The 24779-nt window shown below is 40.3% G+C and carries 20 protein-coding genes; all 20 read right to left on the bottom strand.

What is annotated here, in order from left to right; genetic code table 11:
- Position 1 precedes the first annotated feature (1 nt).
- Positions 2-2110, bottom strand: a complete 2109-nt coding sequence (uvrB, locus tag EO115_RS06445) for an excinuclease ABC subunit UvrB (RefSeq protein WP_126938141.1) — start codon at positions 2108-2110, stop codon at positions 2-4.
- A gap of 206 nt (positions 2111-2316) precedes the next feature.
- A complete protein-coding gene (locus EO115_RS06440; protein ID WP_126938140.1) occupies positions 2317-2715 on the bottom strand; it encodes a hypothetical protein in 399 nt (132 codons plus the stop codon).
- 6 nt (positions 2716-2721) lie between these two features.
- Positions 2722-3642, bottom strand: a complete 921-nt coding sequence (gene ftsY / locus EO115_RS06435) for a signal recognition particle-docking protein FtsY (RefSeq protein ID WP_126938139.1) — start codon at positions 3640-3642, stop codon at positions 2722-2724.
- Positions 3632-7195 (bottom strand): chromosome segregation protein SMC, encoded by a 3564-nt coding sequence (gene smc / locus EO115_RS06430; protein ID WP_126938138.1) that lies wholly within the window; start codon positions 7193-7195, stop codon positions 3632-3634. The genes ftsY and smc overlap by 11 nt, the downstream gene beginning before the upstream one ends.
- Positions 7196-7357: 162 nt before the next feature.
- Complete coding sequence (locus EO115_RS06425) at positions 7358-8425, bottom strand: elongator complex protein 3 (RefSeq protein WP_126938137.1); 1068 nt, start codon at positions 8423-8425, stop codon at positions 7358-7360.
- A 119-nt stretch (positions 8426-8544) separates the two neighbouring features.
- Positions 8545-9279: a ribonuclease III gene (gene rnc, locus EO115_RS06420; protein WP_371413263.1), complete on the bottom strand. Its 735-nt coding sequence runs from the start codon at positions 9277-9279 to the stop codon at positions 8545-8547.
- On the bottom strand, positions 9279-10523 hold the full coding sequence (gene fabF / locus EO115_RS06415; RefSeq protein ID WP_126938162.1) for a beta-ketoacyl-ACP synthase II: 1245 nt from the start codon (positions 10521-10523) through the stop codon (positions 9279-9281). Before fabF ends, rnc begins: the two co-directional genes overlap by 1 nt.
- A gap of 24 nt (positions 10524-10547) precedes the next feature.
- Positions 10548-11504, bottom strand: coding sequence for a nitronate monooxygenase family protein (locus EO115_RS06410; RefSeq protein WP_126938136.1), 957 nt, complete (start codon positions 11502-11504; stop codon positions 10548-10550).
- 70 nt (positions 11505-11574) lie between these two features.
- Complete coding sequence (locus EO115_RS06405; RefSeq protein ID WP_009353552.1) at positions 11575-11805, bottom strand: acyl carrier protein; 231 nt, start codon at positions 11803-11805, stop codon at positions 11575-11577.
- Positions 11806-11849: 44 nt separating this feature from the next.
- Entirely contained in the window at positions 11850-12593 is a 744-nt protein-coding gene (fabG, locus tag EO115_RS06400; protein ID WP_126938135.1) for a 3-oxoacyl-[acyl-carrier-protein] reductase, read from the bottom strand.
- Between the two features lies 1 nt (position 12594).
- Positions 12595-13533 carry an ACP S-malonyltransferase gene (gene fabD, locus EO115_RS06395; RefSeq protein ID WP_126938134.1) on the bottom strand — a complete coding sequence of 313 codons (939 nt, stop codon included), beginning with the start codon at positions 13531-13533 and terminating at the stop codon, positions 12595-12597.
- Between the two features lie 15 nt (positions 13534-13548).
- Positions 13549-14493: an enoyl-[acyl-carrier-protein] reductase FabK gene (gene fabK / locus EO115_RS06390; protein ID WP_126938133.1), complete on the bottom strand. Its 945-nt coding sequence runs from the start codon at positions 14491-14493 to the stop codon at positions 13549-13551.
- 10 nt (positions 14494-14503) lie between these two features.
- The gene (locus tag EO115_RS06385; protein ID WP_126938132.1) at positions 14504-15499 is read right to left on the bottom strand and encodes a beta-ketoacyl-ACP synthase III; all 996 of its coding nucleotides are present in this window, start codon (positions 15497-15499) and stop codon (positions 14504-14506) included.
- Positions 15483-16511, bottom strand: a complete 1029-nt coding sequence (gene plsX, locus EO115_RS06380; protein ID WP_126938131.1) for a phosphate acyltransferase PlsX — start codon at positions 16509-16511, stop codon at positions 15483-15485. Before plsX ends, EO115_RS06385 begins: the two co-directional genes overlap by 17 nt.
- A gap of 9 nt (positions 16512-16520) precedes the next feature.
- Complete coding sequence (gene fapR / locus EO115_RS06375) at positions 16521-17075, bottom strand: transcription factor FapR (protein WP_126938130.1); 555 nt, start codon at positions 17073-17075, stop codon at positions 16521-16523.
- A gap of 103 nt (positions 17076-17178) precedes the next feature.
- Complete coding sequence (locus EO115_RS06370; protein ID WP_126938129.1) at positions 17179-18327, bottom strand: hypothetical protein; 1149 nt, start codon at positions 18325-18327, stop codon at positions 17179-17181.
- Between the two features lie 183 nt (positions 18328-18510).
- Positions 18511-20757 carry a TonB-dependent receptor gene (locus tag EO115_RS06365; protein ID WP_126938128.1) on the bottom strand — a complete coding sequence of 749 codons (2247 nt, stop codon included), beginning with the start codon at positions 20755-20757 and terminating at the stop codon, positions 18511-18513.
- A 225-nt stretch (positions 20758-20982) separates the two neighbouring features.
- Positions 20983-23274 (bottom strand): TonB-dependent receptor, encoded by a 2292-nt coding sequence (locus EO115_RS06360; RefSeq protein WP_240628980.1) that lies wholly within the window; start codon positions 23272-23274, stop codon positions 20983-20985.
- Between the two features lie 312 nt (positions 23275-23586).
- On the bottom strand, positions 23587-23853 hold the full coding sequence (rpsO, locus tag EO115_RS06355; RefSeq protein WP_009353572.1) for a 30S ribosomal protein S15: 267 nt from the start codon (positions 23851-23853) through the stop codon (positions 23587-23589).
- 126 nt (positions 23854-23979) lie between these two features.
- A complete protein-coding gene (locus tag EO115_RS06350) occupies positions 23980-24771 on the bottom strand; it encodes an ABC transporter ATP-binding protein (protein ID WP_126938127.1) in 792 nt (263 codons plus the stop codon).
- Positions 24772-24779 lie beyond the last annotated feature (8 nt).

Genomic DNA, 24779 nt, shown 5'->3' with positions numbered 1-24779 from the left:
CCTATTCCTCATTCATATCTGACCAAATTTGGCGCAATCTACCTAGTTCATCACGCAACTCTGCAGCTCGTTCAAATTCTAATTGTTTTGCTGCTGCCTTCATGAGGCGTGTGGTCTCTTCAATGGCATTGAACACATCTTCTTTCGTTTCGTATTGCGAATTCGTTGAAAGTGACTGCACTGTTTCTGCCACCACTTCTGTCGGTGCTGTACTATCATACACCACAGAGCTATCTGTTCTTGGTTTGCGACCTTTTTTAGGTGCAGCAACTTCCCCTTCTACTTTGGTCAACTCAATTAAGTCTTTCACTTCCTTGCGCACTGTGCGTGGTGTAATACCATGCTCTGTGTTGTAGGACTCTTGCAAAGCACGACGACGTTCTGTTTCATCCATGGCACGTTGCATAGATCCCGTAATGCGGTCCGCATACATAATAACTTTCCCTTTTTCATTACGAGCCGCACGGCCTATGGTCTGAATCAAGGACGTATCACTGCGCAAGAAACCTTCCTTATCTGCATCTAAAATAGCCACTAAGGATACTTCTGGCATATCTAAGCCTTCCCGCAATAAGTTAATTCCCACGAGGACATCAAAGACACCAGCTCTCAAGTCACGAATAATATCAGCCCGCTCAATGGTCGCAATGTCTGAATGTAAATAGCGCACTCGAATGCCCATCTCTTTTAGGTAACTCGTTAAATCCTCTGCCATTTTCTTCGTTAATGTTGTTACCAACACCCGTTCATCCGACTTCGCACGTTCTTTGATTTCTCCTAAAAGATCATCCATCTGTCCTTTAATAGGTCGGATTTCGATGATTGGGTCTAATAAACCAGTAGGTCGAATGATCTGTTCTGCCACATTGGTCTGTACTTCCATTTCATAAGGACCTGGCGTAGCCGATACATAGACGATTTGATTAATTCTCTCCACAAATTCTTCAAATTTTAGCGGTCGGTTATCTGCCGCCGATGGCAAGCGGAATCCGTAGTCGATCAAATTATGCTTTCTAGCTTGGTCACCATTATACATGGCACGAATTTGTGGCAAGGTCACATGGGACTCATCGATAATAATTAGGAAATCATCTGTGAAATAGTCGATCAGAGTCATTGGAGCTTCTCCTGGTTGCCGGTTGGACAACAGACGGGAGTAGTTTTCAATGCCTGAGCAATAACCCATTTCCTGCATCATTTCAATGTCATATCGTGTTCGTTGCTCCAATCGTTGCGCTTCTAAGAGACGACCATTTTCATTAAAGTATGCCAAACGTTCAGCCAATTCTGTCTCGATGCGCCCAATGGCAAGGTCTAACTTTTCCTTCGTCGTTACATAGTGAGAAGCTGGATAAATAGCCACGTGTTTCCGTTCTACAATCACATCACCTGTAAGCACATCGATTTCCACTAAACGATCGATTTCATCGCCGAACATTTCTACACGAATGGCTCTTTCACTGGTGCCAGCTGGGAAAATTTCCAACGTATCCCCTTGTACCCGGAAAGTACCTCGTACAAAGTTCATATCATTACGTGTATATTGGATAGACACCAATTTACGTAGAATATCATCACGACTATATTCCTGACCTTGTCGCAAGGATACACAGAGGGTACTGTAGTCCTCTGGATCCCCTAAGCCGTATATACAGCTGACGGATGCGACGATGATTACATCTTTCCGCTCAAATAAGTTCATTGTCGCCGAGTGGCGCAACTTATCGATTTCTTCATTGATAGATGCATCTTTTTCAATGTATGTATCAGTAGAGGCAATGTACGCCTCTGGTTGGTAATAATCGTAATAGGACACGAAGTATTCCACTGCATTCTTAGGGAAAAAGCTTTTGAACTCACTAGCCAATTGAGCTGCTAATGTTTTATTGTGGGCAATGATCAAGGTCGGCTTTTGCACGGCCTCGATGAGTTTCGCCATCGTATATGTTTTTCCCGTGCCAGTAGCACCTAATAATACCTGTGCCCATTCCCCTCGTTCGATGCCCTCTGCCAAGGACTGGATGGCCTTTGGTTGGTCACCCATCGGTGAATAGGGGGCCTCTACTTGAAAAGGAATCCCTTCCTCAGGAAAATGATGCAATCCGCTCATAGTCACTCCTTATATTCTCTATCTGTAAACAAGTAACATTCACTTGTATCTATATCTAGTAACTTCTATATTATATCATGAATAGACTGAGTATTGTACTATATGTTCGATACAAATCAGATACAACAATCACTCTGTGAGACTATACTATATACAAAAAGAAAAGCTGAACCTAAGGTCCAACTTTTCACTATTGCTTATATAGTTTACCCTTTACCTCGAATGCGACGCAATTCTTCTTCTGTGATAGGCGTATCTCCTTGCAATATTTGTGTAGTAGTATCTTCGCCTTCTAACATCTCCAAAAAGATCGCGATGCCTTGGTCTGATAAATGATGACTTTCATCACTATGCTCAGATTCTAATGTATGTTGGATATTAGCTGCAATGGAATGTACATAGTCCCATTTCTCTTGGGTATACTGTTCAATACGTTGCGCAATTTCCTTCCAATTACTCAACAGTAATCTTGTAAGCGGTCGGTATAAATCACCGCCTACAAATTCCATAATATCTACAGCACATTCAATGCCATCTGCATCGACACCATAGCCATTCATCTCATTTTGATCAACCACATACTCATACAACTTCTTTCTTGTCATGGTCATTTATTCTCCCTTATCGAATAGGGCATTGGCAAATTCTTTTGCATTGAAAGGACGTAAATCATCCATTTTTTCACCTACACCAATCCAACGCACTGGAACACCTAACTCTTCTTTGATAGAGATAACGACACCACCTTTGGCTGTGCCATCTAATTTTGTCACCACAATACCCGTTACAGGAACTGCTTCACCAAATAGCTTCGCTTGGTTCACAGCATTTTGTCCTGTTGTGCCATCTAAGACTAATAACGTTTGATGTGGGGCACCAGGAATTTGTTTGTCCGCTACACGCCCAATTTTTTTCAATTCTTCCATCAGGTTAATTTTCGTATGCAAGCGACCAGCTGTGTCTACAATCACTAAATCAGCTTCTTTTGCAATAGCCGATGCACAGGCATCGAACACAACAGCTGCTGGGTCCGCACCTTCTTTATGCTTGACGATAGATACGCCCACGCGATCTGCCCAGATCGATAATTGTTCAGATGCAGCAGCACGGAATGTATCGCCTGCTGCAATAATCACTTTTTTTCCTTGCTCAGCATAATAATGAGCTAGCTTTGCGATTGTCGTCGTTTTACCAACACCATTCACACCTACTACCAAAATCACTTCAGGCTTATGTAGTTCTAAAGCTTCTTCTTGAGCACCTAGCATTTCCGTAATACGTTCTTCCATGAAAGGCATAACTTCCTTAGTGTTGTTAATAATCCCTTCTGTGACACCTCGACGAATTTCTTTCATCAAATATGTTGTCGTTTTAGGTCCCAAGTCACCAGTCAACATAGTAGCTTCTAAATCATCTAAAAAGTCATCATCAATTTCAGCATATCCAATGACGATAGTTTCCACTTTTTTTACAAAGTTATTTTTTGTCTTTTCTAAGCCTGCTTTCACACGGTCAAAAAAACTAAATGCCATAATCGTTATTCTCCTTTACATCATCAAATGCTACTGTTAATAAACGAGATACACCTCGCTCTACCATAGTTACCCCTTGTAAGACATGAGCCGATTCCATCGTCCGTTTTCGATGGGTTACTACGATGAACTGCGTAGCATCTCCTAAATTTTGCAAATACTGACTAAATCGTTCCACATTCGCATCATCTAGTGCGGCATCTACTTCGTCTAGCACACAGAATGGAGCTGGTCGATAATCTAGCAATGCAAATAGCAAGGCTATCACTGTCAATGCTCGTTCACCGCCAGACAATAAGCTCAATTGTTGCCGCTTCTTTCCTGGTGGCTGGATATAAAAGTCAATGCCACTTTCTAAAATTGACTCTGGATTCGATACTACAATTTGTGCAGTACCACCACCAAATAATTGAGAGAACACATGTTGGAATTTCTCACGAATGTCTGCAAGTACACCTTGCAATTGTTCAGACATAGCCCCATCAATTTCAGCAATAACTCCTTCTAATTGTTCTTTCGCAGTCACTAAATCATCTTTTTGCGCATGGTAGAACGTTAACTTTTCTACCGCTTCTTCATATTCGATAATAGCGTTTGGATTGACAGCTCCTAAGCTATCTATCCGCTGCAATAAGGTTATCTGCTGTTGTTTCCATTCATTGACAGATCCAGAAACATCTAATGTTTGCGCCTCTTGTTTAGTATACCCTAAAGCTCCCAATTGTTCCAATGCTTGTTCGCCTTGTAATTGGTATTTTGTTAAACCTTCTTGTAAGTCTACTAATTTCTTTTGCACAATTCGTTGACGTTGCTCTTTTTGATTTCGCTCATCTTGTAATTTAGATAATTGTAATTCCCATGCACGCACTTTTTCTTGTCCACCTTTACGAGATTCTGTAATAGTGGCTACTCGTTTTTCTAAGGCTTGTTTCTCTGCCTCTAATTCTAAGGCAGGGCCACCGCCTAATTGCACTACGTCTTCTTTTAATTGTGTAAGGCGTCGTTCCAAGCCGACAATAACTTGTAACTTCTCCTGTATATGTTGATCTAATAGAGCTAGTTCTTTTCTACTTTGTTCTAAAACCAATCTAGCTTGTTCCCATCGCAATCGTAACCCTTGTACTACTTCACTTTGGGAGCGATCTCGTTCTTCCAAGCTTTTCTCTTGTGCAACTAAAGCATTGACTTGTTCTTGATATCCTTCACGATTCTCCAACTGTAAAAGCTCATCGGATAATACATTTATATTCTCCGTTAATGTAGCCTGTGTTTCTTTAGCTTCCTGTAGTTCCTTTTTATAGGTCTGGACCATTCCATTCAAGCTAAGTTGTTCACCTTCTGTACGCTGTTGCTCCTGTTGTAAACTGCGCAATTGTAGAGCTTCCTGTTCATAGGTTTCTCGCAACTCTTTACCTATCGTAGTCAGTGCTTCACTCTCTTGTTCAAACGTTTCCAATTGTGAACTTAATTCTTGAAGTGTTTGCCGCAATGTATGAATATCTTTTTCTAGGGTCTCTTGCTCTTCTTTGCGAGATAAAATAGAAGCTTTTTTACGTTTAGTCGCACCACCCGTTAAAGCACCACCTGGCTGTAATTGCTCTCCTGTTAGAGTTACAATACGCAATTGTTGATGGTATTCTTTTTGTAATGCTAATCCGTGCTCCAAGGTATCTACAATTAAAGTACGACCTAGTAGTTGATTAAATACACCCGTAAATTGTGCATCAAAGTGAATACAATCAACACCTAATCCTAATACATGTGGAGATTGTAACGCCTTATGATCAAGGCGCTTTCCTTTCACCATATCCATAGGCAAAAACGTAACACGACCGCCTTGAGTACGTTTTAAATGTTGTACTGCTTCAGAAGCAATCTTCGCTGTATCCGTAATGACTTGATGAATGGCCCCCCCTAAGGCTGTTTCAATAGCCACTAAAAACTTTTCTTCCACTGTGAATACATCGCCTATAGCTCCACGAATGTGAAAAGACCATTGCTCTTTTGCCTGTAGAACATGTTTTGTTCCCTCTAAATAGCCTTCGTGTAGTTCTTCCCAACTATGAAGTAGTTCCAAGCGACCTTCTTTAGATTGCAATACTCGTTGCGTTTCCACTAACTTTTGATTTGTCTGGCGGCGACTAGTTTCCAAGTCCAGTAAAGATTGTCGAGTGTTTTCTAATTGCTCTTGTGCTTTCTGTACAATCGTTTCTTGGTCTTTCATAGCACTTTGTGCTACTTCTAGCCCCTGTGCTATATCTTGTAAGGTCTCCTGTAAACGCTGTGTATCTGCTTGTTTTTGTTGCTCTCTATCTTGTGCTCTTGTCAGCTGATGACGAGCTTCCTCTACTTCACGAACAATAGCAATGTGTCGTTCATGAGCATGCTGCTCTGCAGAACGCATAGTATCTAAATTGGCTTTTACTTCGCCCAGAGACTCTCGTATAGTTTGTAGGTTAGATTCGGCACTAGTTAGATCTAGACCAATCGCTTCTAGTTCACCTTCCTGTTCTTTCACAGATACTAGATCCCGTTCACGATGTTCCTCTTTCTCTGCAACTTCTTCTTTCCAAGCGCTCAGTTGAGCTTCTCCCTCCTGCAATTCAGCAGTCATATTTGCCTCTTTGAGTCGTGCGACCTCAATTTGACCCGTTAATTCTCCTAACTTACCTTGTAAGGTAGCATATTCCTCGTCCATACCTTGTTGGGTGTCGCGGAATTTTTGCAATTCCTCCTGTGTTACAGAATAACTACTTTGGATAGATTCTACACTAGCCTCTAACTCCTCTTGCTCACGTAGATAGGATAGGTTTTCATTCTCTTGCCTAGTAAATAACCGATCTGCCGTTTTATACTCATGAAAAGCAATAGCTCCATCATACTTACGTTTCTCTTGCGATAGTTGATTATACTTCCGTGTTGTATTGGCTTTTACTTCTAAATCTACTAATTGATCTCCCAGGGTACTCATCACATCATCCAAACGTTCCATATTACGTTCTGTACTATGGATACGGCGGATAGCATCTTCTTTATTCATTTTAAAGCGAGATATGCCAGCGACATCTTCAAATATGAGGCGCCGTTCTTCTGGCTTACTGTTTAAAATAGCATCAATGCGATTCTGACCTATAATAGCCATAGAATCTTTTCCTAAGCCTGTATCTGCCAATAGTAAATGTATATCTTTTAAACGGCAATTTCTTTTATTGATTTGAAATTCACTTTCACCATTGCGATACATACGACGGGTAATAACAATTTCTGCTAACTCTTGACCTAATGTGCCATCGCTATTATCAAAAATTAAGTTTACCTCTGCTGTATTATGAGGTCGTCTAGCTTCAGTTCCTGAGAAGATAATATCTTCTGCTTTTTGGCCACGCAAATGACGTACATTCGATTCGCCTAATACCCACCGAATCGCATCAGTGATATTACTTTTACCACTGCCATTAGGTCCCACAATCCCAGTCATGCCCGGAGAAAATGACACTACAGTTTTATCCGCAAAGGATTTAAATCCCTTCATCTCTAATCGTATTAATTGCATGACTGCTTCCTTTCTATGTATACATAGGTATGCTTTAAATTTATACAATAGAATATATTGTCCATACTATATCCTAAGCTGATACCTATTTCCCACCTCTCATCACATACTCTTTCTACAGAGTACTAGTCAATCCATTGTTATATGCCCGGTATCCTCTATTTAAAGAGGCAAGCTATATAGTATATGATCTATCATGACATGCAATACATTAGCAACAATATCTTCTTGCTTTTGTTTCCAAGTCCATTCTATCTGTTTATATTCCTGTCCAAAGTACTCTATATTTCTATTCTTCAACCCTCGTACTTTCGATGTGAAAGCCCGTGGATACTCCACTGTGATTCGATGTGCCACACCGAATATTTCTAGATGTTCTTCTATGGTTTGCTGGATAGCTTGAAGCCATTCATAATTGACTACCAATTCTCCAAAGGCAGGAGCATAAGGACCACCTACAATACCACGCCCAGCATCAAAATCTTCTGTACTTTGTAATCCCACACGTATAATCTGTACACCTTTACCTTCTAAATAGGATTTTAAAAAAGCACTATACGCCACCGCTTGTTCTATTGTTAATGGTACATAACTGCCTTGACGAACGCGATCAGCTAGTTCGGTATCTTCAATAACAATCACAGGATAAATGCGACATAAGTCAGCCTGCAATTGACCGGCTTTCACCGCCGTATTAACTAGTGTCATCCATGTTTCGCCAGGTAAACCTGGAAGTAATTGTATACCCAAGGTTATCTCTTGTTCACGTATCATCTTACACGCTTGTTCAACATCTTCTACCGTATGCCCTCGTTTAGATTCTACAAGCATAGACTCCTCTAATGTTTGTACCCCTAATTCAATGGTCCGTACACCACTCGCATAGAGTTCTTTCAATCGGTCTTCTCTGATAGCATCAGGCCGAGTAGACAAGCGTATTCCTTGAATTAATCCCTGTTGAAATGCTTCTTTAGCAGGTTCCAATAATGTATCTTGTACTTCTTGTGGTATAGCCGTAAAGCTTCCACCAAAGTAGGCCACTTCCCATTGTCCACTATATCCTTGTTCTGATACAGCTCTTTGTATGGAAGAACGAATGATTGCAGGCGTTACCATCTCTTGATGTCCAGATATACGTGGTTGATTACAAAATACACAAATATAGGGGCATCCAATATGAGGGATAAAAAATGGAAGTAATCTAGTTTTCTCTTTATTTACTTTCCTCATACATGCCTCCTCTACCAAGTGTAGTATCTATATATATACCTATCTATTGTACCATGAGAATACATTCTATCCTACCAGTAGAATAGAAAAAGGAGTGGTTTCCCACCCCTCAATCCTTATTATTGTATACGTTTTTCATAGGCTTCACGCGCTGCTGCTTGAGCCGCTGTTTTCTTATTGCGTCCAGAACCTATGCCGGATGGAACTCCATCGATAACAACTTCCATAGTAAAGAATTTATCGTGGTCTGGTCCCGTTTCCTCAATCACTCGGTACTGGATGACAGATTCACCCTTTTGTTGCACCAGCTCTTGAAGCATCGTTTTAAAATCTTTACCTACTTTTCCTGAAAGCGCCATTTGGATATATCCATGCAAATGACTCAATACGAACTGTTTTCCCACTTCATATCCACACTCTAAATAGATAGCCCCCAAGACTGCCTCAAAGGTATCCGCTAAGATAGAGTCACGATTCGCACCTCCACAGTGAAATTCTCCTTTACCTAAGCGTAAATAGGAGCCTAGTTGCAAGGTACGACTGCAACCTGCTAGTGATCCCTCACATACGGTGCAAGCTTTTAAACGGGTCAGTTCACCCTCAGTCATTTCTGGATATGTAACAAATAAATACTCTCCAATGATAAGATCTAATACAGCATCCCCTAAAAACTCTAATCGTTCATTATGATGCTCATGAGATAGCTTATGCTCATTGGCATACGAAGAATGTGTCAATGCTCGATTTAACACATCCATATTTTGTAATGGTAAATGTAAACTCGCAACAAACTCGTGAAGTAATCCTTCACGAGCCTGGCGAGATACTTTGTTATGCATAGAAGCTTTCACAATTATGCCTCATAACGACGAACAACGATAGTACCGTTGTGACCACCAAAGCCAAAGGAGTTAGAAAGTGCTACATCCACTTTCATATCACGTGCTCCATCAGATACATAATCTAAGTCTAATTCTGGATCTGGAGTGTCCAAGTTAATTGTTGGATGTACTTTACCAGTTTCAATAGCCATTGCCATAACAATTGCTTCGATGGCACCAGCAGCCCCTAATAAGTGACCTGTCATAGATTTTGTAGAGTTGACAGCTAATTTTTTAGCATGGTCCCCAAATAATTGTTTAATCGCCAATGTTTCATTCGCATCATTAATGGATGTAGATGTACCATGAGCATTGATATAATCTACTTGCTCAGGAGCAATACCTGCATCGTTCAATGCTAATTCCATACATTTACGAGCTTGTGTACCACCTGGTGCTGGAGAAGAAATATGATATGCATCACCATTCGTTCCATAACCAACTACTTCTGCGTAGATATGGGCACCGCGTGCTTTTGCATGTTCTAGCTCTTCTAATACAATGATACCAGAACCTTCACCCATTACAAATCCATCACGATCTGCTGCAAATGGACGAGACGCTTTTGTTGGCTCATCATTACGAGTAGACATAGCTTTCATAGATGCAAAGCCAGCTACTGCGGCAGGAGATACAGCTGCTTCTGTACCACCAGCAAACATCACATCTGCTTGACCATGAGCAATCATACGGAATGCTTCACCGATTGCATTAGTACCAGATGTACATGCAGTCACGACTGTTTCAACTGGTCCACGTAATCCCAATTGAATAGATACACGACCAGATACCATGTTAGCAATCATCATTGGTACTGCAAATGGACTCACACGACCTGGGCCTTTTTCAAATAATGTAACATATACATCGTGAATAGAGTCAATACCGCCAATACCAGTACCAACTACTGTTCCACAACGATCTAAATCTTCTTTGTCTAAATCTAAATCTGCATCTTTTTGTGCTAAGAATGCTGCTGCAATAGCAAATGCAGAAGAACGGTCCATACGGCGAGCTTCTTTTTTATCGATACCAAATTGTGTAGGGTCGAAATCTTTGATTTCACCTGCAATTCGAGTTGCATAATCACTTGCATCGAATCGAGTGATAGACCCGATACCAGATTCTCCACGTAATAAAGCATTGTAAAAGTCATCTTTACCGATTCCCACAGGTGTTACTGCACCTAAACCAGTAATAACAACACGTCTTTCCATCATTACACCTCTTTATAATCTCGTTTAATCAATGGATGCCGCTTCAGAAATGAGGCGCGCAAAAATGTCTTTAACAGGTAATATGGAATCTACTTTACGCATATTATTACCTGAGAATACCAAACCTGTTTCTACGTCACCTTGTTGGGCACGTGAAAGGGCTTTTATAATACAGAATTTGTGTGAACAATGCTTAAGGCATCGATGACATTCTGTTGGTGGCGGCACTGTGCCGTCTAATACTGTTTCTGCAAACTTATTGCGCAAGGCTTGTCCTGGAAGTCCTACTGGACTTTGGATTAAAACGATATCTTCTGGCGCGTCTGCACGGACGTACATTTTTTTCAACTCATCCGAAGCATTACACTCTACACTAGCTGCAAAACGGCTTCCCATTTGTACTCCGCTAGCACCTAATTTAATCATTTCAACAATATCTGCTCCATCAAGAACACCACCAGCTCCAATGACTGGAATATTCTTAACAGCCGCTACCACCTCTGGTACTAATTCACGAGAAGATCGATCTGTACCTAGATGGCCACCTGCTTCACAGCCTTCTACAATGACTGCAGAAGCTCCCAATCCTTCAGAAATACGCGCTAATTTAGGCGTAGATACGATAGGTACAATCGGCGTACCTGATTCGCGACCTAAGGCAAACATATCTCTGGAGAATCCAGCGCCAGCTACTACGAGGTCAATCCCCTCTTCAATGGCCGTTTTTACAAGGCCTAAAAACTCTGTAGCGGCTACCATTGCATTTATACCAATAATGCCCGTAGGCGATAATTTTCTTGCTAATTGTATTTCGTATCGTAATTCATCAAAAGGCATGCCAGATGCTGCAATCAGGCCGATACCACCTTCATTTGCAACGGCTGCAGCCAAGCGAGCTGTAGACAATCGGATTGCCATTCCACCTTGAATTACTGGTACTTTGGCTACCAATTTCCCTATTCTAAGTTCAGGGAGTTTCACTATAATTCCTCCTATGTGCAAAGCCACCAAGGGGGCGTAGCCCCCTAGAGTGGTGCATAAGTGCTAAGACTTATTTTGTAGAATCGATGTAATCAACTGTATCTTTTACAGTTTTGATTTTTTCAGCAACATCATCAGGGATTTCAATATTGAATTCCTCTTCAAATGCCATGATCAATTCAACGATGTCAAGAGAGTCAGCGCCCAAATCATCGATGAAAGTGGAATCGATAGCCACTTCGGATTCGTCAACGCCCAATTGTTCAACAACAATAGCTTTTACTTTGTCAAATGTGCTCATTACGTACACCTCCTTTCACGTAATCTATGTATAGAATCTTGCTTTTACATCACCATTCCGCCGTCTACATTGAGAACTTGGCCAGTAATATAACTTGCAAAGTCGGACGCTAAAAATGTTACCACACCAGCAATTTCTTCTGGTTGACCCATACGGCCTAGTGGCACAGTTGCTGCAATACCTTCTTTGATTTTTTCAGGTAATACATCTGTCATAGCTGTTTCAATAAATCCTGGTGCTATTGCATTCACAGTAATACCACGAGCAGCTAATTCTTTAGCACATGTTTTAGTGAAGCCAATCACCCCTGCTTTGGCAGCGGCGTAATTGGCCTGACCCACATTACCTGTCACACCAGATACAGATGTCATATTGATAATGCGACCAGCACGTTGTTTTACCATTAATTTAGCCACAGCTTTAGTCACTAAGTACACACCTTTTAAGTTGATGTTAAGCACTTCATCCCAATCAGAATCTTTCATGCGAATTAAAAGACCATCACGAGTGATACCTGCATTGTTTACGAGGATATCGATATGACCGAATGTAGCATGTGCTTCATCTACCATAGCTTGTACATCATCTGCATCGCCTACATTCGCTTTGATTTTAATCGCTTTACGGCCTAATGCTTCAATGGCTTCCACAGTTTCTTGTGCCACTGCTTCATTTCCAATAAAGTTAACGATAATATCAGCGCCAGCTTTTGCTAGTTCAATAGCAGCCGCTTGACCAATACCACGAGATGCGCCTGTTACTAAGGCTACTTTACCTGTTAAATTCATCTTATTCTCCTTGTAAGAATGCAATCGCCGCTGCTAAGGATGCTTCATCTTCAACATTTGCCAATTCCATTGCTTTGTTAATTTTTTTAGTGAAACCTGTCAATACTTTGCCAGGGCCTACTTCTACAAATCGAGTTACACCAAAGTCTACCATTGTAGCTACACAATCTTCCCAAAGTACTGGTGCTGCAGCCTGTGTTACTAATGCTTCTTTAATAGTAGCACCATCTTTTAGGATTTCTCCAGAAATATTTGCTACTACCGGAATTTGTGCATCTTTCACTTCAATCTTATCTAACTCTTCTTGTAAGCGTTTTGCAGCTGGTTCCATCAAACGACTATGGAAAGGCGCACTAACTGGTAACATAACAGCACGCTTAGCACCTGCTTCTTTCATTTTTTCAGCTGCCACTTCTACGGCTTTTGTAGCACCAGCAATTACAATTTGCCCTGGGCAGTTAAAGTTAACTGCTTGTACAGATCCTACCGTATCGTTCACTTCTCCGCAGATACGAACTACTTCTTCACGAGGTAATGCTAGAATCGCAGCCATTGCGCCTTCACCCAATGGCACAGCTTCTTGCATGTATTCACCACGTTTATGTACTACGTAGACAGCATCTTTAAAATCAAGAACACCTGCTGCTACTAAAGCACTATATTCACCAAGACTATGACCACCTACGATATCCGGTGTAAAGCCTTTTTCTTTTAAAATTTCATAACATGCTACACTAGCTGTTAAAATAGCCGGTTGTGTATTTGCTGTTTTTACTAATTCCGTATCTGGACCTTCAAAACATAATTGTGAAATGGAATACCCCAATGCTTCATCTGCTTGAGCAAAACGTTCTCTAACAATAGGGTATGCTTCATATAAATCTTTTAACATACCAACTTTTTGAGACCCTTGTCCAGGGAATACAAATGCTGTTTTCATAAGGTTTCCTCCTACTTATCGGATAACAGATTTAAGATTTAACATAACCTCTTCTGCTTCACGAACGATATCTTGAATGATTGTAGCGCAAGGTTTAATATCAGTTAACATACCTGCGATTTGTCCAATCATAACGGAACCATTTTTAGTTTCCCCTTCAATAGCCGCTTTTCTAAGTGTACCAGCACCTAGGTTTTCAAGAGCTTCTTTTGGTGCTCCGCTGAACTCAAGGGATTGATATTTACGAGCTAATAAGTTCTCAATAATACGAACTGGGTGACCTGTTGTCAAGCCTGTCATCACTGTAGAACGATCTTTTGCTTTCAATACAGCTTCTTTATAATTCTCATGGGCAATACATTCTTCAGATACTACGAAACGAGAACCCATTTGAACTGCACTAGCACCCAATGCTAAGGCTGCCGCCATACCGCGACCATCAGCAATACCACCAGCGGCAATAACAGGTACGTCCACTGCATCAACGATTTGAGGAATTAAACACATAGTCGTAATATCCCCTACGTGGCCACCAGATTCAGTACCTTCTGCAATGACTGCATCAATACCACCACGAAGCAAACGTTTTGCTAATAATACAGATGCCACTACAGGAATTACTTTTGTACCGATTTCTTTGAAAGCCGGTACCCATGTAGATGGATTACCTGCCCCAGTTGTAATCACCGGTACACGTTCTTCTAAAGCAACTTCCATAACTTCATTCACAAATGGAGACATCAACATAATGTTACATCCATATGGTTTGCTTGTGCGCTCTTTCAACTTATGGATTTCTGCACGGAATACATCTGGAGGCATATGACCTGCCCCAATAATTCCCAACCCGCCTGCTTCAGATACAGCAGCTGCTAATTCAGCTGTACCCAACCAAGCCATACCACCTTGAAGAACGGGATACTCTATCCCTAATAAATCACAAATATCAGTCTTAATCATCTTGTCCTCCTTAGCACCATTTCATTACTAGACTTGCCCAAGTTAATCCTGCACCAAATCCAGCAACGGCAAGATTATCACCCTTTTGTAATTTTCCTGCACGCACTGCTTCATCTAAAGCTATGGCAATGGATGCTGCTGATGTGTTTCCATACTTAGGTAAATTAATAAATACTTTATCTTCTGTCAAGCGCAAACGATCCGCTGCAGATGAAATAATACGAGTATTCGCTTGATGAGGGATAAAGAAATCTAACTCATCTAATTCCATATTTGCCATTTCTAGGGCTTTCAACACTGTTTTTCCCATTGTTTTCACAGCAAATTTATATACCTCTTGTCCATTCATGTGGACAAATGTCAAGCCTTCTTCACGACGCTCGTTTGTAGCTGGCAATGCAGTACCACCAGATGGAATGCATAAATGCATACCGCCTGTGCCATCCGCACCCATATCCATACCGAGCATACCATAGCCTTCTTCTACAGAAGACACGATGCATGCCCCTGCGCCATCACCAAATAGTACACAAGTATTGCGGTCTTCCCAGTTTACAACGCGAGATAATACCTCTACACCTACTACAAGGACATTCTTAAATAACCCTGCATTGATGTACGTGCTAGCTGTAATCATAGAGTATACATACCCAGAGCAAGCTGCGGACAAATCAAAGGCTGCCGCATTTTTGGCACCTAGGTTAGCCTGTACTAAGCACGCTGTAGAAGGGATTGCCATGTCACCTGTTAAGGTTGCCACGATGATACAATCCAAATCTTCTGCCGTCAAATTTGCCGCTTCTAAGGCTTTTTTTGCCGCTTCTGTAGCCATATCCGATGCATTTACACCTTCAGGAGCAATACGGCGTTCTTTAATACCTGTACGTTCTTGAATCCAAGCATCGCTGGTATCCACCATTTTTTCTAAATCGGCATTTGTTAATACTTTTTCTGGCACATAACTACCGGTACCAATAATTCCGACTGGCTTATTCAGCATTGTCATAAGTTAGGGTCCCTTCTTCTTGAATACTTGAGGAAATATGATCAATTAATTTCCGTTCCACTAAATCACCAGCAATTTTAATAGCTGTCATAATTTCTTTTGACTTTGAACTGCCGTGGCAAATAATAAATACACCATTTACCCCTAATAGTGGCGCTCCACCATTTTCTGTGTGATCTAGACGTTTTTTTATCTTTTTAAACACTGGAACAATTAATAGTGCCCCCAGTTTAGATATAATACTGCTTTGCTTGATACCTGCTTTCAGGATTTCTTGTACTACAGACACAAGTCCCTCTGCAAATTTAAGCACTACATTGCCTACAAAGCCGTCACATACTACAACATCCACCGTCCCTTTCGGAATATCACGGCCTTCCACATTTCCTTTGAAAGGAATTGTTTTTAACTGTTGTAATAGTGGATATGTTTCTAGAACAACTTCATTGCCTTTCGTAGACTCTTCCCCAATGTTGAGTAGGCCTACCGTAGGGTTTGCTTTTCCCAACAACAATTGTGCGTAATTATATCCCATAATGGCACCTTGTACCAAATGTTTTGGTTTACTGTTTGCATTCGCACCAGAATCTAGCATAATGGTTACACCATTCGCTGTTGGTAATGGTGTAGCAATACACGGTCTTTCGATTCCTTTGATGCGTCCCAACCCTAGCAAAGCTGCTGCTACTGCTGCTCCTGTACTGCCAGGTGCAATGACTGCATCACAAATATTGTCACGAACTAATTTTGTTGCCACTGCAATAGAAGCATCTTTCTTTTTGCGCAATGCAATACTTGGATGCTCATGCATTTCGATTACTTCACTAGCGTGATGTATAGCAATTCTAGGATTATCCAATTCACCAGTATCTTCTAATATTTCTTTTATTTTACTTTCATCACCGACAAGCACGACTTCCATATTTTTATATTCGTGCACAGCGGCAATAGAGCCTAATACTATTTCCAGAGGGGCAAAGTCGCCACCCATAGCATCTACTGCAATCTTCATGGTTCACCTTTATTCTATCACAGATTCCATAATGAATTTAGCGCGAAACACTTCTTTTATGTTATCTTTGATTGTTACTTTAATAAAGAACTTTTCTCCGCGTTGTCGCACTAACTCAGCTTTCGCCGCCAAATTAACATCACTCTTAACGAGGCTTTTATATTTGATATTGCCTACTCCAGCAATCACCGTAGGAACTCCTACAATCGCTCTTGCCAAAGAGTTAGCTTGAGCATACAGATATTGTGCTTCCACGTAACCAGAACGATCTAACATGTCCTTCGTAGTTCTAAGAACACTAATGCCATACTGTCCTACCGATAAATCGATGACATCGCCTACAATATCTGATCGATCAATATGATGTCGGTCGTCTGTGTGTTCCTGTGCCATCGCCTTAATCCGTTCACGCAATTCAGGAATTCCTAAGGCCAGTCGATCCAATCGTATGGTAGGAACACTAACACTGAAAAATGTGGCCAATTCCTCATCTGTCGTGAAGGGGCTAATATTCAGTTTTTCGCGCAATAACTGTTGCCGTTCTTCCTTCTTATTACGACTCATATAACCACCTTTTATTACCAAGTACTAATACTTCCATACAATTATACTCTAGATGACTTATACTACGCAAGCTTTTCTTGATTAAAACATGATTTTATTCTTCTTATTTGAGAAAGAGAAGTTTTCCTTCATTTCTTTTCACAATAATGAGTGGCGCCTTATGACTAGTGTTTTGGCGGTTATCCACAATTTTAATATAGCCTTTTACTGTATCTACATAAATTGGATTCTCATCTTCTTGGTAAATGATGCCAGCTGTTTCTTGGGTATCACCACCAATTAAAGTTTGAATATGACTGCCTGTGAACGTATATCCTTTTCCAGTCTTTCTTAGTAACTCTTCATGGTCCGCTCGGTGGCGTTTCGCACCTAGCCACTGGTTATGCCATGTTCCCTGATTCGCTAGTCGCAATACAACACCTGAGTTATACGGATTGTTTTCACTTTCAGCAAATTCATTTAAAGCTCCACCAGTCCATGTAGAATCAGCTGTTTCCAAATGCAAGTCAATGAACGACCCATGACGACCTGGATTAGGGTTCAATCCATAATTTTTATTTAACACACCTAAGTTGCCGGTCACTTGTACAGTTACTGGAGTGGTGGATACCGTACCCATCTCCAAAGAGGTCGCCGTATATGTGTCAGCTAATTGTCCAGTACCAATTCCAATGCTGCCCTCTTCTACTATAGCCGCATACACATCTGCCTGTTGAAACGGAACCGTTTCTATTGTAACAGGACCATCTAATGTAACATAACTATCTTTATTGGCCTGTACACCATTTCCAACGGCATGAATTACAGTAGGGCCGTGAACAACAACTTGTGTATCATACTTAGGGTCATCAATCTGTTTACGCCCAAAGCCTGCGTAGATGCCACTCATGTAATAATGAGCCATTTCATCCGCTTGGTCATAGGGGTGAGCATTACTTAATTCTACTTGCAATCCCTTGTGGACGGTTAACTTCGTACCGTCCAATACGTAAATACCCGTTACATTATGATGCTTCTGTTGTTCCGTGTCATAGCCTACACCATTCACCTTAATATGCAGTCCCTCTGGATAGTTGAGCACCTCATGGTATTTGCGCATTGCCAAAGCTCGCCCCGCTGTGTTCACCTCAATGCGCTCCGGTTGCGTCACAACCTGTTGAAAGTCTACCTCTACCGACGCTCCATATACAAATGGTACAGTGCTCAAACATGCCATAACAAGTCCTGCTAGTACATTTCGCTTATAATTCATACATACTCCCCTTACGAATCACTTAGAACTCTACTATGATTATCTTTATATCCTCTTTAGTATACCATTGGTAAGAGACATTGCCTATGGTAGCGCTATTCCAATTGGTCATACAACATCTAGTAGACAATAAAATGAGACGCCCCTCGTCGGAACGTCTCATGCTGTTAATATTATATTGTATTAGAATTTGAATTTCATACTTGCTGAGTAAGTGCGACCTGCTGTGGCTTCATCATCAAAGAAAATGCGATCAAATACATTTTGTACTCCAAGTTGGATTGTCGCTTCTTTGGATACTTTATAATTCACGGAGAGATTCGAGATAACATAACTATCTGCTGCTCCATACTGCCCTGTCACTTCGTCTAAAGATTGACGATGGCTAATATATTGTGTATCCCATAGAGCATTCCATTTAGCACTGTTATACTCAATCCCAGCATGGAAGATATGTTTTGGAATATCAAATATAGTTTCTTCATATGCTTTCGTATTGGTTTGTGAAATCACATTATGGTTGATACGTCCTGTTTGCCACGTATAATTTCCAAACACAGACCAAGCTGGAGACAATTGATGGCGAAGTTCTACTTCCACACCACGACGGGTTTCTGAATCTACATTGCTATACATCTTGTAATCAACCTTTTTATTAGGTTTATAATATGTTACATATTTCACTTTGTCCTTTGTTCTTACATAGAACCCTGTTATCCCCAATGTAGTCTTCGTATCCCAAGATTTTTTCAATCCAACTTCAAAAGTATCTGACTTTTCTGGATTTAAATCTGGGTTCGCTTTCACAGCACCACTATAACGATAAACTTGATTTAATGGCGGTGGATTAAAGGAGTGTCCATAGGATGCATATACATTTAAAGAGTCTGTTACATAATGTTCTACACCAACTTTAGGGCTCCACTCTGTATATTTACCTTCTCCATGTTGTACTGTATCATATTGTTTCTTAGCTTCATCATATGTAATATGCTGACCATCAAATTTTTTGAATTGATCCACACGAAGTCCCGTATACACAGCCCAATCATCATTTGGACGATATGTATCTTGTAAGAATAACGCTACATTCCGAGTAGCCCCTTTATTCACTTCATAAACCCCATCTGGATACGTCGTAGAATCATGAGAACTATGGTCTCGCCAATTGGTTAAGTCTCTGCGTTTTTGATCAAAACTTTCTTGTTTCCAGTTAAGGCCAGCCACGATGCTATGTTTCCCAATATTTTCCCATATTTTTTGAGCATCAAAATTAATTGTTTTTCCAGGATAGAAAGAGTCATCTCCTGGTCCACTATAGTCTGATGTAGTCGGATTGGCAGGACTAGAGAATCCATCTTTCTTACGGTCTAATACACTGAAGGAAGCCTGTATTTTATTAGCGTCATTTTTATATTGTAAACCATGAGAATGATATTCCCGTAATCCATCATACCCTAGATATCTATATGTTTTAAGTTCTACTCCCTCATTGTCATTTACTTTTACAATACCAGCAAATACAGGTTTCCCCTTTTCTGTAATTGTACTCATAGGATTCTTATACACATATGTGTTATTAGTATATAAATAAGAATATGTTAGGGATTCCTTATCTCTCAATTTCACAGTAGCATAAGCAGACAAGTTTTTATTATTGAAAGCTTTATCTCCACGACTACCTAATAAATAGTCACCATCCTTTGTTTGCGGAATAGGAGCATCTGGAGTAATTGTTTTATCACCTGCTTCTAACTCGTATGCGCCTCCTACGATAAAGAACCCTGGAAATCCACCTGTCCTACGTTGTTCTGCAGAAACGCCTACAGATACACGATCAGATACGCGCGCATCAAATCCTAATTCATTATTCCATGTGCCATGGGAGCTATGTCCTATTTGTCCATGCCAATGAATATCTTGTACAGATTCTTTAGGTGCTACTTGTTTTGTTTGAATGCTAATAACACCGGCTACACCTCTACCACCATAAAGTGAGGAACTAGCACCTCGCACCAATTCAATACGATCAATCGTATGTACTGGAATAGCTTCCCAATCTACGCCATTATTAAAAGTATTGTTCATTGGTACACCATTGAGCAATACTAATATATTAGTAGAACCAAAGCCACGAATTTGCAAACCACCATTCCCAACTTGACTTTTGTATACCCCTGGTAATAGTTGTAACGCATCTGCTACAGTATCCACCCGCTTGGCTTCAATATCTTTTTGTGTCACTACAGATACTGAGCTAGGTGTTTTAGCAATGTCTTCCATCGTCCGTGTAGCTGTCACTGTTACTGTTGGCAACATAACAGTTTCCTCTGCTGCAGAAGTATCCACTGCCTGTACCGCTTGACTCGTCATAGCAGACAAAATCATGGACAATAATACTAATTGTGCCTTACTTGTTTTTGTTTTCATACGTACGCCCCTTTACTATAAAAAATAAAATTCCCTATTTTATAGTATAGCACTGATTTTCGTCATTGAAAGTCATCATATAATGAATGTTAGTTATGTTTACACTTAATATTATGATATTCACCCTTTTCTATATCTTATACTTATGAACATATACCCTTTAAAAACTTATTATGAAAAATGAGACATTCATACAATGAACGTCTCATTTTATAGATTTCTATATTAGAATTTAAATTTCATACCTACATTGTATGTACGGCCACCTGTTGCTTCTCTAGCGTAATATTCACGATTGAATAGGTTTTGCACGCCGATTTGCAAAGTAGCTTCTTTGGATACTTTGTAATTTATAGAAGCATTTGTTAAGAAGTACGCATCTTCTGCCTCTGGCTCACCACCGGCAGTATCTTTACCTTGGCGGGCACTAACGTATTGCATATCCCACAAGGCATTCCACTTGCCACTATTGTATTCAAAACCACCATGGAATAGGTGTCTTGGAATCTCAAAGTTTTGTTCTTTTCCATCACTTTGATCTGTATTGGCCAACGCTTTGCTTTCTGTATATCCCATTTGCCATGTATAGTTTCCGAAGACAGACCATTTGTTAGACAGCTTGTGACGAAGTTCTAATTCTACACCACGGCGTGTTTCTGATCCTACATTGATATATTTTTTGTAATCCTCAGTGCCATCTGCTTTTTTAAATGTCACATATTGAATTTTATCCTTTGTATTTACATAAAAAGCGGCTACGTTTAATTTTGTACTTTCATTCCAAGATTTTTTCAAACCAAGTTCAAAGGTATCGGAATGTTCTGGATCTAACTCTGGATTTGCATAAATAGGAGTTTTAGATGTTTGACCAAAGCGGTACACTTGGTACAATGTTGGCGGTGCAAAGGAATGGCCATAGGATGCATAGACGTTGGTAGAATCATCAAGATATCTTTCTACGGACAACTTAGGACTCAACTCCGTGTAAGATCCATCATTATGATGTACGACATCGTAAGACTTTGTTTTCTTATTGTACTCCCCGTGGGACCCATCGTACTTTTTAAAATGATCTAAACGAAGTCCGGCATAAATAGCCCAATCATCGTTAGGGCGATACGTATCTTGTACAAAGGCTGCCATCGTGCGAGATGCCCCTGTATTGGTTTCGCTAACACCATTCGGGAACAGCGTGCTGTCCTTAGAGTTTTTATCACGCCAATGTTGCAAGGAAATTTTCTCTTGATCAAATTGCTCTTGTTTCCAGTTGAATCCCCCCACAATCTGATGTTTACCTTCTGGTTTCCATGCTTTTTGCACATCTAGATTGTACGCTTTGCCTGGATAGAAGGAGTGAGAACCTGATCCTTCATAATCTCCTGAAGTTGCTTTTGTTGGCACAGAATAGCCATCTTTCTTTTTATCTAAATAGCCCAAGGAAATCTGTAATTTGTTCGCTTCATTTTTATATTGCAAACTATGAGAATGATATTCTCGCTCTGCATCATGACCTAAGAAACTATTGCCATTAAGAGATACATATTTTTTATCACTAACCTTGATATCCCCTGTAAAAACGGTCTTTCCATTTACTGTAACCGCACTAATTGGATTGTGGTAAGAGTACTTATGATTAGCATAAGTATAGCGATAGGTTAACGTTTCTTTTTTACCTAAGTTCATCGTCACATACGCTGAAAGATTTTTATTATGGAGAGATTTATCTCCACGATTCCCTAACACATATTTACCACTTTTCAATAATTCCAACGGCATATCTGGTGTAATCGCTTTTACCTTACTAGTAATTGCTTTGCTTTTGTCTGTCACAAAAAATCCTGGGAACCCATTTGTACGACGCTCTTCTGCAGATACACCTATGGCTACCTGATCAGACACACGAGCATCAAATCCAAGTTCATTATTCCATGTACCATAGGTACCACCATTCACCTTACCGTGCCAACGAATCTCCTTGCGGTCAGCTTTTGGTGCCACTTGTTTCGTTTTGATGCTGATCACACCTGCAACACCCTTACCACCATATAAAGAGGAACTAGCGCCACGCACTAATTCAATACGATCAATAGAGTGTACAGGAATCACTTCCCAATCCACTTTATTATTGAAAGAATTATTCATCGGCACACCATCCACAAGCACGGAGATATTTTTAGAGTCAAATCCGCGAATTTGAATATCACCCGCAGAGGCTTGACTTTTATACACCCCTGGCAACAATTGTATAGCATCCGCCACCGTATCCACCTTGCGATTTTCAATATCCTTCGCTGTCACCACAGACACCGAACTAGGTGTTTTTGAAATATCTTGTAATGTTCTTGTAGCTGTTACCGTTACATCTGGCAAGATCACCGTTTCTTCCATATCTTGCGCATTCACTGCGTAGCTATTTTGCCCACTCATAGCTAATGCAATCATCGATAAGAACATAGTATAGGACACCTTACTCTTAACCATATACCCTAGTATATTATTTGGTCTTACTTGTTTCATCTGTACTTCCCTTCTTACTATAAAACAAACCTTAAGATTCCTTATTAGGATATCATCAATAGTTAACATTGTAAATCATTTCTTAGTCGATGTAGCTACTATATAACTACGACTATCAATCTATACACCTTAATGACCCCCTGTGAATGCTTATATCATAACACTCAATATAAGATTACTTATTTTATACTACTGATAGACAAAACTATCCAAAAAAAACTTACATATACTATAGCCCTACAATCTATATGTATCTGTCAGAAAGTTCTAAACAAAAAAAGCGGCCGAAGCCGCTTTTTGTTATACGTAAGATTATTTACGTAAGCCTAATTTTTCTAAGATCGCACGATAGCGTTCGATGTCTTTACGACGAAGGTAGTCAAGCATGTTACGACGTTGACCAACTAATTTTAAAAGACCACGACGGGAATGATGATCTTTTTTGTGCTCTTTTAAATGTTCTGTTAAGTATACAATGCGGTTTGTCAAAATCGCGATTTGTACTTCTGGGGATCCAGTGTCACCTTCGTGAACAGCGAATTCTTTAATAATAGCTGCTTTAGCTTCTGTAGTTAACATGTTTCATGTCCTCCTAAAAATTACATTTCCATAGGCCAAAGTAATGGGCGGAGACTCAATTACCTCGCCTAGGTTATTATACATCGCTAACTATATTACTATATTTCAGATAAAAAGTAAAGTAGTTTAACCTAGCATCATGCGATCGCTAAGGGTATTTTCACTAGCCACTTCAAAGCGTTCTAGTAAATCTTGGACGGTTAAGTTGGCTTTTTCTTCGCCTTTTACATCATAAATAATTTTGCCATTATCCATCATGATTAAGCGATTACCAAAGCGCAAAGCATCACGCATATTGTGAGTAATCATCAAAGTTGTTAAATGATGTTCTCTCACCAGTTCATCTGTTAGTTGTAATACTTTTTCAGCAGTTTTAGGGTCAAGCGCTGCTGTATGTTCATCTAACAATAATACTTCCGGCTTCAACATAGTAGCCATTAATAGTGTAATCGATTGACGTTGTCCACCACTGAGCAATCCCATGCTAGAGGATAAACGATTTTCTAACCCTAAGCCTAGACGCGCTAATTGTTGCTTAAATAATTCTCGTTCATTTTCTTTAAAAGCCCAGCTCAGTCCCATTTTCTTTCCACGGCGCAAGGCAAGAAGCATATTCTCCTCGATTTGCATATTCCCTGCTGTGCCCAACATAGGATCTTGGAAGACACGTCCAATGTATTTAGCTCGTTTGTATTCCGCCATATGTGTCACATCTACATCATTGATACGCAATATTCCTTCATCCACTGGAAATACTCCTGCAATAGAGTTTAACAATGTACTTTTACCGGCTCCATTACCGCCGATAACGGTAACGAAGTCACCATCTTCTAATCGTAAATCAATGCCACGAAGCGCAATTTTTTCATTCACAGTGCCTTTATGGAAAGCTTTCACTATTCCTTTTAATTCTAACATGTGCATAT

It is taken from the genome of Veillonella sp. CHU740 (assembly GCF_003992055.1).
Classification (GTDB): Bacteria; Bacillota; Negativicutes; order Veillonellales; family Veillonellaceae; genus F0422.
This window is presented reverse-complemented; position numbering and strand designations above follow the sequence as displayed.